This is a genomic window from Rhodococcus pseudokoreensis (assembly GCF_017068395.1).
In the GTDB taxonomy this organism is placed as follows: Bacteria; Actinomycetota; Actinomycetes; order Mycobacteriales; family Mycobacteriaceae; genus Rhodococcus_F; species Rhodococcus_F pseudokoreensis.
Genome location: NZ_CP070614.1, coordinates 216,427 through 228,871 on the forward strand (window position 1 = coordinate 216,427; position 12,445 = coordinate 228,871).

A 12,445-nucleotide genomic window follows, 5' to 3' on the forward strand; every position below is an offset into this window, starting at 1 on the left:
GTCTCCTTCACTCGGTGCCGCTATGCCGGGGCGCCGGACAGCGCCCACCGGTCGAGCAAGTGGCCGACTGTGGGTGCGGGATCGAGGAGCAGCGCCCGGCCGACCTTCCGAACCTCACCGCGCTGAGCTGCGTCGAGGTATTCGACCGGGGACGTGCCATCGATGCGGGCAAGGGCAAGGGCCGGCAGCAACGCTGCTACCCGCGCGTCGAGGCCCTCCGGTGCTTCCCAGTCGATGTAGCGCGCATGCTCGTCGGCCAGTGCGTGCGCCGCCGCGCGAAGTTCGGCGGCGTGCCCCGGCAACTTGACCGCCTTGATCAGCAGGTGGTTGAGACAGAAAGCGATGTCGAAGGCGGGGTCGCCGAACCACGCGCACTCCGCATCCAGCAGCACTGGGCCGTCGGGGCCGAGCAGGATGTTCTTCGGGCTGACGTCACCGTGAACGACGGCGAGGTGTGTGCCGGCCGTCGTGCGAGCCAGTTCGGCGAACCGCTCCCACAGATCCGGGTGCGCGTTCGCGGTGACCCGCAGGAACGGCTCGATGCGCAAGGCGTCGAAGTTGTCGTCGGTGGCGAATCGCTGCGGACTGCGCGGATCAGCGGCACTCGCCGAGTGCAACCGGCCGACGAGGTCACCGACCCCACGTGCGGCCGCGATATCCACGTGGCCGCCGAGCAGCTGTGCCTTCCACACCGGGTAGCGTTCCGGCGGCAGGAATTCCATCGCGAACAAGCCCTGGCCGTCATGAGCGATGACCCGGGGTATCTGTCCCGGGCACATCAGGGCGGCGAACCGCAGCCAGTCGTATTCGACGCGATTTCGCGAGACGGGCGCGAGCCACTGCTGCGCGACCTTGAGCTGAGGCAGGGCCCCCTTGACACATACGGTTCCGGTGGGGAGGTCCACTTTCCACAGATCCGATGACACACCTCCGGTCAGCGGGGTCAGCTCCGCATCTTCCCCGGGACGGAGCAATCCCTGCCTGCGCAGAAACGCGAGCACGTGTGGGCGAGGGTCTGATGCGGTCATCGGATCAACTCGGATGCGGGAAAGGAACCGGGGAGGGTGAGGGGGCTGAATCGCAGGCTGCTGTCCTCCGCGATACGAATCAGCTGGTTGTACTTCGCCAGGCGCTCGGATGAGCGCACCGACCCGACCTTGATCTGCCCGGCTGCGGTGCCGGTTGCGAGATCGGCGAGGAAATCGTCCTCGGTCTCACCGGAGCGCGCCGACACCACGGGAACATAATGGGCCTCGCCAGCCGCGGCAACAACGTCGAGCGTGCCGGTGAGCGTCCCGTTCTGATTGACCTTCACGAGCACACCCGTGGCGCAACCCCTCGCGATCCCCTGCGACAGGCGGTGCGGGTTGGTCGTGAACAGATCATCGCCGATCAGGTGCACCCGACCTCGAAGCCGCGCGGTCAGTGCCTGCCACCCGTCCCAGTCCTCCTCGTCGAGGGCATCCTCGATGGACACGATCGGGAAGTCGTCCACCCACGACGACATCGTCTCGATCATCTCGGCAGTGGTGGCCCGGCGCCCTTCCCGCCGCAGGTGGTAGTCGCCGCTCGAGGCATCGAACAGGGACGCGGCCGCGACATCGATCGCGATCGCGACATCGATGCCAGGTTTGAGGTCGGCCCGTTCGATCGAGGTCACCAGCAGTTCGAGCGCATCCCGTCCGGTGCGGCAGCCGGGGCTCAATCCACCTTCATCGGCGAGCAAGGTCGGCAACCCGCGTTCGGCACACACGGTCGTCGCCGCGTCGCGGACCCGTGCGGTGAGCTGGATGGCCTCGAGCATCGAGGTCGCCGCGAGCGGCACGGCGAGAAAGTCTTGCACGTCCATTCCCCGTCCGGCGTGTAGGCCGCCGGACAGGATGTTCACCATCGGCATGGGGAGCGTCGGTTCGGTGACGCCGGCGAGTTCGGCGATGCGCCGGTACAGCGGCTGCCCGGACACCTGTGCCGATGCCCTGCAGATCGCCAGCGACGTGCCCAGCACCGCGTTCGCGCCGAGGCGGGACAACCCGGGTGTTCCGTCGAGTTCGCGCAGCAGCGTGTCACAGCCGCGCTGCTCCATCACGTCGTGCCCGCGCAGCGCGGCAGCGATCTCCTCGTTGACGTGTTCGACAGCGAGCATCACGCCGAGGCCGTTGAACACGGCCTCGTCACCGTCTCGCAGCTCGTGCGCTTCGTACGTGCCCGTGGAGGCACCGGACGGCACCGATGCGCGGGCGACGTCACCACCGCGAAGGCTCAGCTCGACCTCGACGGTGGGCCGACCACGGGAGTCGAAAACCTGGCGGGCATGCACACTGTCGATCTGGGTCACGCTCATGAAGACACTCCATGTTTGGTCGTGGTGGAAGGTTGGTTGCAGGCATAGCGGGGGGTTTCGCCGCGTAGGACACGGACGACTTCTTCTGCGGCGCTGCGGCGCAGGTCGACGACGGAGGCGTCCGAAGAAAACGCGATGTGGGGGGTGATCATCACCCCGGGGTATTCGAGGAGCTCGGCAGGCACTGCGGGTTCGTCCTCGAGAACGTCGAGGCCCGCGCCGCCGAGATGCCCGGCCGCCAGCGACGCTATGAGTGCGTCGGTATCGACCAGGCCACCGCGACTGACGTTGACCAGCAGGGCCCCGGGTGGCATGAGTTCGAGCTCGCGAGCACCGATGAGGTGGTGCGTCGATGTCGTGAGCGGTGCATGCAGAATCACGACGTCACTGCCGGCGAGGAGCTCGTCCAATCCGACGATCGGGACGCCTCCGGTATCCGCGGGCGGGTAGGGGGTGCTGGCGACGACGCGGGCACCGAGCGCGCGCAGCTTCGCTGCAGTCGCGCTGCCGATTCGTCCCAATCCGACCACACCGCAGGTCAAAGAGGACAATCTGCGGAGCCGGGCACCCGCTGGTTTCCAGTGGCCCGCGCGCACCTCTCGGTCTGCGACGATCAGGCCTCGTGTCCAGGCCAGTACCAGACCGACGGCATGATCGGATACTTCTTCGACGCAGTAGTCGGGAACGTTGGTCACCACCACGCCGCGGTCTGTCGCGGCGGTTACGGCGATGTTGTCGAGGCCGACACCCAGCCGTGCGACGATCCGAAGATTGTCGGTGTTGCCGATCGCCTGCGCGGACACCGGTGCCCAGCAGGTGAGGATCGCCGCCGGCTGATGTTCCGCCACGAGAGCGTCGATCACCGCGGCGGACGCCGGCTCGGGTGGGCCGCTGACGAGCCGGAAACCGGCGCCCTCGATCACCGCCCGTTCGACAGTGTCGTCGGGCCACGCCCGGTCGGTGAGCAGCACCGTGCCCTGGTCCATGATCATCCCATCAGCTCCTGTTCTGTCCGGTGCGGCGAGGTGGGTTCCCGCACCGGTGTGGTCTGTTCTGCTACGCATCGGAGGCGCTGCGCGCCAAGCCCGGTCACCTGCGCCACCACCACGTCGCCGGGGCGGAGGAAGCGTCCGTGGTGGGCGCCGAATCCCGCCGGGGATCCGGTGCAGAGGACATCGCCCGGGCGCAGGCGGGTGTGCCGGGACACGTAGGCGATCTGACGGTCGACGTCGAAGACCATGTCGTCGGCGAAGTCGTCCTGCATCACCGTGCCGTTGACCGACAACTGCAGACGAAGCCGTGAGGGGTCGGGAACCTGCCATGCCGGCACGAACCAGGGCCCGAGGGGCAGGGAACCGGGCATCCCCTTGCTCTGTATCCAATCGGTCCCGAGTGTGGGCAGATCGTCGCGCATCACCCGAGAACGGACGGTCAGGTCGTTCGCCACGCAAAATCCGGCGACGACGCCGGGTGCGGTCGTGGGGGAGATCCGGTGAGCCGATGCGCCGATGACAACCGCGATCTCAACCTCCCAGTCGAGGGTCTCGACGCCGGGAGCGATCGTCAGATCGCCCACGGGCGGGCCGACGCGTTCGGGGCTGGTCAAGCATACGTACGGCTCACCCGTCCGGCTCCGGTGCTCCAGCGCTTCAAGTGCCGCAGCGCGCCGGCCGGCGGCACCGGCCCCCATGCCGCCGGCGTCCGCGGCGGCCTCGGCGATCTGGCCGCGGTAATTGCCGATCGTGCAGAAGGCCTGCCGAGGTTGGATCGGCGCCTCCAAGTGCAGCGAACCGATGTCGACGCCACGCGAGTGGATGACCGCTCGAACCTGGGGATGAGAGGTCAATGAACGCAGGTCGGCCTCGTGGTTCGGCCAATGCTCGACCAGTTCGGTGAGTGATCCCACTCGACCAAGTGGTCTGTCGACGGCACACTCGTGTAGCGGCAGTGCGCGTCGGTCCGCGACCAGCCATGGCATCGACCTGCCGCCGTCTCTACTTGCCTGTGCGAGAACGATACCCGTCGGGTGTGCCTCGCTACCGACCTCGCGCCGTTCGCGACTTTCCGGTGTCCTGTGTAGATCCTCGGTCATGTGCTAACGATAGCATGATCATGTCGTAGAGGAAGGTCGACTTGAGCCTCGACTCGGCCGCCCCATCGTGGTGAGAAGTCTTGACAATCTTCCAGCCCTCGTGTGTGCTATCGATAGCAAATGGAGGAGGTGGCGCCAGTGAAGGTGCGACGTGTGGTGGCCGGAAACGATGCCCGAGGGAAGTCGGTGTTCTTGTCGGACGGAGCTGTCCCGCACCGCCACGACTTCCAGTTCCTGCCCGGCCAAGCGCAATCGCGTGTCTGGTTCGCCGCCGGGCCGTCGGTAACGACCCCTCCGGGGGACGAGCCCACGAGTGCGACGGGTCCGGTGATTCCGGGCCCTGGCGGAGCCAGCTTTGTGATCGTGGAGTACGCCCCCGACTCGGCGGTTGACGATCCGCGATTCGACGCCGAGCGCGCCGACGCCGAGTTCGCTCGGTACGCACCGGACATCGCCGCAGCCTCGGACCCGGCCGAGCCGGGAATGCACCGCACGCCGAGTGTCGACTATGGCGTCGTGCTCGACGGTGAGATCTGGCTCGAACTCGACGATGGGGCACAGACCCTCCTCACCCGCGGCGACACGATCGTCCAGATAACCGGTCGGCACGCATGGCGGAACAAATCTGAACGGCCGGCCACACTCGCTTTCGTCCTGACCGGGACGGTGGAGGACGCGGCAGGCAATCCGCATCCGAACGGTCACTGAAGGAGAACCGATCGGAACAATGCACACAGTGAGGGTGGCGTAGGACTCTCCGCTCGCCTCGACGCCACCCCCCGACTCGCAGACGAGCCGGCACGCCTCGAAATCAAGGTGTTCCTCGCTACCCATGCGGCAACTGCGTTGAGAAAAGCGTCGATTCGCGCAGACCAACCCGGACGCGGGACGACCAACTGACCTACACGGTTCGAACCAATTCCCTATCTAGGACACGGTGACATGGATATCGGCTTGTTGGCACTACGACTGCTTATCGCCGCGGTGCTGTTCGCGCACGCCACACAGAAGGCCTTCGGCTGGTTCTCCGGGCCCGGACTCGCGAAAGCCGAGACACAGTTCACGATGCTCGGCCAAGAGCCGGCCGCAGTGAAAGTCAGGCTCGCCATCTCCTGCGAGCTGTCCGCCGCCGTCCTACTTGTACTCGGACTCGCGACACCACTGGGAGCGACAATCGCGACAGCGACGATGCTGGTCGCCGGGTACTCCCTGATCACCCTCAACAAATCGTTCTGGGCCGCAGCAGGTGGGGGAGAGTATCCGATCGTGCTCGCCGCCCTGGCTGGTGTCATTGCATTCACCGGCCCCGGGGCCTACGCGGTCGACGAGGTAATTGGCATACTTCCCTCCACGCCATTTGCAGGCGGTGGTCTCGCGGGGCTCATCGTCGTCGTGACAGCCTCCGTCGCGGCCGCCCCAGTGATCCTCTCTACCCGGCGCTCCCGGGCCAAACAGCCCACCTCCTCCAGCTAGTACTTCGAGTTCGGCCGGCGCTCGCCGTCGTCGACATTGCTCCAGCTACGTAAGGAGTCACCGAAAAGCGGGAATCCGCACATGCTCCGGGACGACCGGCGCCTACCCTGACATTCCGCCGCCATCACACAGAAGCAGCACTCGCCATGCAACCACGTACCACACGGCCCCCCGCGGTAACGGGGCCCCCAACGCACTCGGCCGACACGAGCGACCTCCCAATCGGCATCGACGAGCAGATCAAACAGTACCGCCAGCGCCGCCGCGACCGGCACAAGAACGAGTGCCTTCCGACACGCTCTCGAGCGGATAGAGAGGCGGAAGAAATTGTTCGGTTCGCGGTCATCTGGGCTCCCTTCGGAGGTCCTCCGGGCATGGAGACATTCGTTCAATTCGGAGTGACAGGGCGCGGATTCGTCGACAAGCTTCGGCAGAGCATCCTGCAGGCGAGATGTGATCCACACGTGTCACGTTGGCTTGCTCGAGTGTACGAATACTGACCTCCGAGTGCGGCCACGGAGCGCATCGGTCAGCAGCCGAGTGGAAGATTCGTCGGCGGCCCGACTCCTCGTCCCTTCGACGGCACCGCCCTAGTTGAAACATCCACCCAGGTTGAGACATTCAGTCCCGCGACTACTGACACGAGCTGCTCCGGGCGATGACGGCCGATCCGCCGAGGAGCACCCTCAGCGCAGTGGGTTGTACGCACGACTGGACCGAGACTGCGTCGGCGTCCGACATCACGACCTCATCTGAGCGATCTCCATCAATGCCGGATCCCGGCGCGTTTCGTCACTGCCAATCGGGTTCGACCCACGGGGGTCGCTGCCGGGCACAACAGGCTCACTGCATCGTTCACGAAATCTGACGTCGCCGGTACGGTTTGGTAGCGAAGATGTTGTCCACCAACGAATCCTGGTGAGGACCTGGACTCAACCCACCACGCTCGGGAGTCTCGCGTCCGAGGCGACGCTCCAGCGTATCGCAACCAGCGAAGCCCCTACCGGCACCGTGCGCCCCGATTCGCATCGAGCGCGCAGCCGGTCAGGGCAGTGAAGCCATCAACGGCGACGCTGTTTCGTCCATGTCATCTGATGCGCCCCGGAATCGATGAGCTAGCCGCTACCAATGACGTAGGAACCAACTGTGCCATTTCTCTTCCTTCATGCTCTCCTCGCGGTGATGGGCCTTCTTCGGCCAAGCGGCATCGCACGAACCCTGCAGCGCATCGCGGTTGCGGTTGCGGTCACTCACGCCCACATGCGTTGGGCACGCATGTGCTTTGACAATCTGGAGCACAGCTCTGACTGACGCTGCAGGCTCGTGACGTGGCAAGTGTGAACGGCGCCCAAACGCACCGGTAGAGCGGCTTCACCCATGCGGCGGCCATCCTGCACCCACAGACCGGGTTTCCCCATGCGTTCGCACCGCCAGACAACACTCGGTATGGCGAAATACCCCATGCCGTGCTCCGAACTCAGCCTGCATCCCATGTCACCTGGTCCGCACGCGCTCGAAGCCGGTGTGGAAATTCCACTCGCCTCGGTGTGGTCGCGGCAATCCGCATGAGGTCACCCAAAATCAGGCAGCGTACGAACTCTGACGTCGACGTCCGGGTTGCTCGATAGTTCGTCCGTGCCTTCCCGAGAAAACAAGACGAACACGACAGCCGCGTGTGTGATCTGCATCACGTCGGCTTCATGCCGTGCGGTCTATCACATCATCAGTTTCAGTGGGTACGCTGGTCGGGCATCGACATCACAGTGATCCGAAAGCGTCTTTCTGCAGAGACATTCACTTTCCTCCGAGTGTCGATCGCAAAGCCCTCGGGACGCAGAACTCCTGCATCCAATCTCAGCCTGACTGGCTCGGAATGGCCGCACACGGGTCTTCACTGGCGTCGTCGCTCGCGACAAACGAAATCGACATATGCGCGCCGATATGGCGCCTCACCCAACCGAATTCGGTCAGCTCCAGCCTGCATGAGCATCCCCCGCGCAGACATGCCGCGATACCTACCCGAAATCGGGCTCTAGCAAGGCAATCATGGTGCATCACCAATCAATCCCGCATCCGCAAGCGAGAGTCTCCAGCACTCTTCGGGGTCCCGACCAATCACGTGTAGTTCCAACGAAGAACTACCGACCACCAGACATTGGCTTGGGACATACCTCCACCGAAAGGGAGTGCGCCACCTATGGCGCCGGCGACGGCACTCCCGCGGTCTTCCTGCATGGCTGGGCGCCGCATCGCAGCTATCAACGCGCGCTGTTCCGTCTCGCTCAGAATGGGACAATCGTATACGCGCCTCGATTACCGAGAGCCGTAGCGGCACAATCGTTTAGGTCTATCGATATAAGGAGACTGAGCGACTACGTTCGCTGGCTGGATAACTTCCTCACCGCGATAGGCATTGACACGCCATTTACGCTGGTCGGCCACTCGGTTGGGGGCGCAATCGCGATAAAGGCGGCATACGAAACCCCAGATCGGGTTGCGAAACTTGTCCTGGTGAACTCTCTGGGGGGGAGCAGGAGAGCGGCAGTCCCGACCGCAAGATTGCCATCCCAGCTCTGCCCTCGCGCCGGAGGCGGATCTAACGCAGGAACTTCAATACCTCGCTGCCAGGCAACTTCCTGTAGCTCTACTGTGGGGGCGCAGCGACAGAGTTATTCCACGGTCGAGCTATCTCTCACTTCGCAACGCTCTGGGCGGTCCTCCAGTATTTACTGTAGCGGGCACGCATAACTGGATCCTTGACGACCCTCATTGCTTCGGCTTTGCGATGAGAACTGTGATGAACGCATCCAGTGGGCGGGTGGCCTAATGAGTCAGCCCGCCACCACTCGGACACAGGACGATACCCGATCGGAACTGCTGATTCAGGTCTGCAGGAAATGCGGGACCGTGCTCGCCCCTCTGGTAGCGACATGCTCCCGATGCCTCAGCTCTCAACTCGAAGACATCGCCTCAACCGGAGCGGGGGAAATAGTCTCTTCCAGGGTGGTACATCGTGAAGTCGATGGCCGCAATGGAGAGCTCGTCCCATTCACGATCGCTATCGTCGCACTCGATGACGGACCATGGGTGTACTCATGGGTTGTCGGCAGCGTCTCGCGTTGCACCAGCGAGCCCATGCGCGTGAGGTACGTCCCTGGCGTCACGGCCGAGCGCCTACCTGTCTTTCGAGTCTGTTCAGCACACTGTGGAGTCCGGACCCGAAGTGTCGCCGCATAACAGCCCGTTATGCCACACATTGTCATCGGAGCACTCACGCTGGAACGTGGCGCTGTGGACGGGAGCGACTCGCAGTGCAGTGCGATTAACCCCGAATGAATTCCGAAGCAGAATGACTGGTGGGTGATTCCTTCATGGGCGATTCCTGCATGCATTCGGCCGTCGCCTCACGTCGATGCGCGGATTGACGGCGATGTCGTGCTCGCCTGATCAACACCCTCTGGGTGTGTTTTCCCGTACACGCCACGAGGCGCGAGGGTTTCGGTCTTCGAACGACGCTCCGCCGACAGGATCGTTTTCTAATCAGAACCGTAGAAGTGTTGGCTAACAAGGTGATAGAAGGTGGTGCACGTCGGAAGAGTAATTCACTAGACGAACCCACGGCGGCGACCACCGGTTCTTGACACCGCGGATGCCCTGTCAGATTCGCGCACCGTCACCGGCAGTCAGTCCACATCAATCGCCGGGCAGCTCTGGTGGCATCACCAAATCCATTCGACACCAACAGAAGGACCTCCTCACATCATGAAGATTCGTAAACTTGCCGCGACCGCTGCGCTCACCATCGGCGCTTTGGGTATCGCGTCCGGCACCGCCCAGGCCATACCTAACAGTACTGACGCCCCACCAAATGCCCAGTCCATCGCGCAGAGTGTCGACTGGACCGTCGCCCGAGACGGGAATGATGTGTTCGTCCGTATTGCGTCAGGGTCACTTGCGATCGAGAACAACCGCCTGATCGTCCGTAACGACCAAGGTTCGGTGGTTGAGTCGATACCGCTGACCCTCGCGGTCGACCGTCTCGCTCATCCCGTCGCGGCACGGCTAGTCGGAGACACGGCCGTCCTGACCGCGAACACTGACCCTGCCGCCGCCACGGCCGTCGACCGTGCCGGTGCACTGCACGATGTCGATCTTCCGGCGGCGGTGGGGGGTGTTCAACCATCGATCTCGCTGACTTCCGCGATCGGAGGATTCTTGGGTGCCGCGACCGGACTGGTGGGTGGCTGCGTGCTCGGTGCCGTCGCAGGGGGTGTCATCTCCGCGCCCGCAGTCATGCTCCTTGGAGCCGGCCCTCTTGCGGGATGCGTCGGGGGCGCACTACTGCTGGGGTCGGGCGCAGGTCTAGCGGGGACCGCGATCGGAGGTCTCGGTGCCGCGATCACTAATGTCCCCCAATTCATGCAACTCCTCAATCAGGCGCCCGCACCAAAGAAATAGCACACGGTGGCGGCGACGAAGGGCGGGTGACTTCCCTTGAGGTTCTCGCGAGAATCCACATCAAATGCATTGCAGTGGGCCTGATTCACGTGACGCGGACATCGCCACGGGGTATCGCCAGGGTACATCGTCGATGGGTGTGGTCGTCTCCGCGTCCTTGTGCTCTCTGACAGTCAGCCCTCGCCGGCAACCGCACTGTCGTCTGGGTTCGCGCCGAGTTCCGGGTGCTGGTCCGCAGGAGCGCCGGGGCCGATCTCACCGGTGAGGTGGGCGAGGATTATGCGGCGGTGACCGACCCGGGCGGCGGTGGGCACGAGTGGGCGCCGGTGCATCGGTGGGCGGTCGCGCTCGACGACGGGCGGCTGGTCTTTGCCGACACCGAAGACCTGACCATCGATCCGGGCTCCTACCGCTCCGCCCCGAATCCGGGGTCGGACCCGGATTCGGCCGTGCGGACGCCCGGCCGGCACCGGGGAGAGTGATCGGCGGTAGCCGTTTCGTGGCCGGTTCTGGGCGGCGTCAGGCATCGTGCGCACGAATGGCGCTAGCAGTCAGTCGATTACATGACTGACGCGGATGAGGTCCTGAAGGGGTACGTCGATCTCACCGGACGATCTGTCGGGGTATGTCTGAGTCGTGGCATAGCGGCACCGGACGTGTTTCGTGCTGTGGTGTTGTTCGGAACTGACGTTGCAGGCTTACCGTGTCCTTTATGAGGGGTGATGAGGCGCGCGTGGCCCGGGACTTCGCGGGGTGGTTGTCATCTCACGGGTGGACGGTCCGTACCGATACGGAGTTCGTCGACATCGTTGGCGAGAAGGACGGCCGCCGGCTCTATGTCGAGGTCAAGGGTGCGACCGCCGCGCCGGGGTTGGATGTCGATACCGCGATCGGGCAGTTGGTGCGGCGGATGCCGAGCGAATCGGATCAGTCGGTGTCGTTTGCGTTGGTCGTTCGTGACGAGCGGCGATCGGTGGAGGCTGCGGTGCGGGCACCTCAGCGGGTTCTGGATCTGTTGGGGATGGCGCTGTATGCGGTCGATGAGGACGGTGGGGTGAGGCAGCTCTTCGGCCGCGCATGAAGACTGTCCTCGGCACGGGCCGGGGCCACGGCCAGCAGGGTGGCCGGTAGCATCGCCAGGCCGCACGATGGTGGGGATGGGGCGGTAGCTCAGTCGGTGAGAGCCGTGGACTCATAATCGGTTGGTCGCGGGTTCGAGCCCCGCCCGCCCCACCGCGCCGCCGGGCGATCTTCGGGATGGGCTCCGTCAGGGCTGCCGTGCCTGCGGAACGCAGTGTGGGCAATGTGGACTCGGCTTAACCTGGCGATGGGCCGAGTATTTCGAGTGCGCTGACGTGCTCAGGCGCAGTCGCGGCAGAGTTGTTGTGCCGTGTCGGCGAGGCGGCTGCGGTGGTGGACCAGGAAGCAACTGGTGCACCTGGATTCGCCCGTCTTCTTGTGTATCACCCTCACCGTGAATTCCTCGCCGGACAGGTCGGAGCCGGGCGGTTTGAAGGACTCTGCGGTGTCGGTGTCCTCGACGTCGACGACCGGAGACTGGGAGTCGCTGCGGCCCCGCCACTGTTCGAGCGAGGTATCCGGCAGCTCGTCCTGGTCGGTGACTCTGGGTGCGTCGTAATCGGTGGCCATGATCTTTCAACCTCGTGCTCGGTGTATTCGGAGCGACCGCGCAGCCGCAGTGGGCCACCGAGTCGTAGTAGGCGGCGGGCCGGCGCTGGGCTCGTGCCCACCGACGCCGGGGCGCGATAGGCTCGATCTGGGTGGGGCGATGGGAGCGTGATTGCATCGAAGAGCACTCGAAAAAACCGTTGATGGCGATCTAGTCCGTGTGCCGGTAGCGGGCCCGGGGTACCCATCGACCATGGGGTCGGATCTCGACGGCATGCCCCGCCCGGAGGCGACTGTGGCCGGGCATCTGATCGAACTGCTCGATCGACGGGACACCACGGTGTTGGCCGCCGAGCTGTCCTTGTTGGTGCATGCACCACCGTCGCCGTCCCCGCGGCTGCCTCGCTACGGCGACGTGCTGGCCTAGCTCGTCGCCGCGATCGCGGACGTGA

The 12,445-nt window shown here is 64.6% G+C and carries 13 protein-coding genes and 1 tRNA gene; 9 read left to right on the top strand and 5 right to left on the bottom strand.

The window, feature by feature from the left end; translation table 11 throughout:
* Positions 1–20 precede the first annotated feature (20 nt).
* Genes JWS13_RS00995 through JWS13_RS01010 form a run of 4 tightly spaced genes read right to left on the bottom strand, consistent with a single transcriptional unit; the run spans position 21 to position 4,247 of the window.
* Positions 21–1,028: a phosphotransferase family protein gene (locus JWS13_RS00995; RefSeq protein ID WP_206003971.1), complete on the bottom strand. Its 1,008-nt coding sequence runs from the start codon at positions 1,026–1,028 to the stop codon at positions 21–23.
* Positions 1,025–2,341 carry a phosphopyruvate hydratase gene (gene eno / locus JWS13_RS01000; protein ID WP_206003972.1) on the bottom strand — a complete coding sequence of 439 codons (1,317 nt, stop codon included), beginning with the start codon at positions 2,339–2,341 and terminating at the stop codon, positions 1,025–1,027. The genes JWS13_RS00995 and eno overlap by 4 nt, the downstream gene beginning before the upstream one ends.
* Entirely contained in the window at positions 2,338–3,333 is a 996-nt protein-coding gene (locus tag JWS13_RS01005; RefSeq protein WP_206003973.1) for a C-terminal binding protein, read from the bottom strand. The genes eno and JWS13_RS01005 overlap by 4 nt, the downstream gene beginning before the upstream one ends.
* Positions 3,330–4,247 carry a fumarylacetoacetate hydrolase family protein gene (locus JWS13_RS01010; RefSeq protein WP_241031983.1) on the bottom strand — a complete coding sequence of 306 codons (918 nt, stop codon included), beginning with the start codon at positions 4,245–4,247 and terminating at the stop codon, positions 3,330–3,332. The genes JWS13_RS01005 and JWS13_RS01010 overlap by 4 nt, the downstream gene beginning before the upstream one ends.
* Before the next feature lie 549 nt (positions 4,248–4,796).
* Here JWS13_RS01010 and JWS13_RS45200 point away from each other — a divergent pair.
* The 8 genes from JWS13_RS45200 (at position 4,797) to JWS13_RS01050 (ending at position 11,597) form a co-directional block, all read left to right on the top strand.
* Positions 4,797–5,141, top strand: coding sequence for a cupin domain-containing protein (locus tag JWS13_RS45200; RefSeq protein ID WP_241031984.1), 345 nt, complete (start codon positions 4,797–4,799; stop codon positions 5,139–5,141).
* A gap of 234 nt (positions 5,142–5,375) precedes the next feature.
* Positions 5,376–5,906, top strand: a complete 531-nt coding sequence (locus tag JWS13_RS01020) for a DoxX family protein (protein WP_206003975.1) — start codon at positions 5,376–5,378, stop codon at positions 5,904–5,906.
* 2,046 nt (positions 5,907–7,952) lie between these two features.
* On the top strand, positions 7,953–8,654 hold the full coding sequence (locus JWS13_RS46310; protein WP_420854976.1) for an alpha/beta fold hydrolase: 702 nt from the start codon (positions 7,953–7,955) through the stop codon (positions 8,652–8,654).
* A gap of 78 nt (positions 8,655–8,732) precedes the next feature.
* Entirely contained in the window at positions 8,733–9,143 is a 411-nt protein-coding gene (locus JWS13_RS01030; RefSeq protein WP_206003977.1) for a Zn-ribbon domain-containing OB-fold protein, read from the top strand.
* Positions 9,144–9,668: 525 nt separating this feature from the next.
* Positions 9,669–10,364 carry a DUF8020 domain-containing protein gene (locus JWS13_RS01035; RefSeq protein WP_206003978.1) on the top strand — a complete coding sequence of 232 codons (696 nt, stop codon included), beginning with the start codon at positions 9,669–9,671 and terminating at the stop codon, positions 10,362–10,364.
* A 224-nt stretch (positions 10,365–10,588) separates the two neighbouring features.
* Positions 10,589–10,846, top strand: a complete 258-nt coding sequence (locus tag JWS13_RS01040) for a hypothetical protein (protein ID WP_206003979.1) — start codon at positions 10,589–10,591, stop codon at positions 10,844–10,846.
* Between the two features lie 251 nt (positions 10,847–11,097).
* Positions 11,098–11,445 carry a hypothetical protein gene (locus JWS13_RS01045; RefSeq protein WP_206003980.1) on the top strand — a complete coding sequence of 116 codons (348 nt, stop codon included), beginning with the start codon at positions 11,098–11,100 and terminating at the stop codon, positions 11,443–11,445.
* A 78-nt stretch (positions 11,446–11,523) separates the two neighbouring features.
* A tRNA-Ile gene (locus JWS13_RS01050) sits at positions 11,524–11,597 on the top strand.
* A gap of 126 nt (positions 11,598–11,723) precedes the next feature.
* Here the strand turns inward: JWS13_RS01050 and JWS13_RS01055 are convergent.
* Positions 11,724–12,014, bottom strand: a complete 291-nt coding sequence (locus tag JWS13_RS01055) for a DUF4193 domain-containing protein (protein WP_206003981.1) — start codon at positions 12,012–12,014, stop codon at positions 11,724–11,726.
* Positions 12,015–12,246: 232 nt separating this feature from the next.
* Between JWS13_RS01055 and JWS13_RS45205 the strand changes: the two genes are divergently transcribed.
* Complete coding sequence (locus JWS13_RS45205; protein ID WP_241031985.1) at positions 12,247–12,420, top strand: hypothetical protein; 174 nt, start codon at positions 12,247–12,249, stop codon at positions 12,418–12,420.
* The last annotated feature ends 25 nt before the right edge of the window (positions 12,421–12,445 follow it).

Bases quoted from the DNA above. Each gene is read 5' to 3' on its own strand.
- JWS13_RS01030 (WP_206003977.1), top strand. From the start codon at position 8,733: ATGAGTCAGCCCGCCACCACTCGGACACAGGACGATACCCGATCGGAA.
- JWS13_RS45205 (WP_241031985.1), top strand. From the start codon at position 12,247: ATGGGGTCGGATCTCGACGGCATGCCCCGCCCGGAGGCGACTGTGGCC.
- JWS13_RS01005 (WP_206003973.1), bottom strand. From the start codon at position 3,333: ATGATCATGGACCAGGGCACGGTGCTGCTCACCGACCGGGCGTGGCCC.
- JWS13_RS00995 (WP_206003971.1), bottom strand. From the start codon at position 1,028: ATGACCGCATCAGACCCTCGCCCACACGTGCTCGCGTTTCTGCGCAGG.
- JWS13_RS01035 (WP_206003978.1), top strand. From the start codon at position 9,669: ATGAAGATTCGTAAACTTGCCGCGACCGCTGCGCTCACCATCGGCGCT.
- JWS13_RS01055 (WP_206003981.1), bottom strand. From the start codon at position 12,014: ATGGCCACCGATTACGACGCACCCAGAGTCACCGACCAGGACGAGCTG.
- JWS13_RS01020 (WP_206003975.1), top strand. From the start codon at position 5,376: ATGGATATCGGCTTGTTGGCACTACGACTGCTTATCGCCGCGGTGCTG.
- JWS13_RS46310 (WP_420854976.1), top strand. From the start codon at position 7,953: ATGGTGCATCACCAATCAATCCCGCATCCGCAAGCGAGAGTCTCCAGC.
- eno (WP_206003972.1), bottom strand. From the start codon at position 2,341: ATGAGCGTGACCCAGATCGACAGTGTGCATGCCCGCCAGGTTTTCGAC.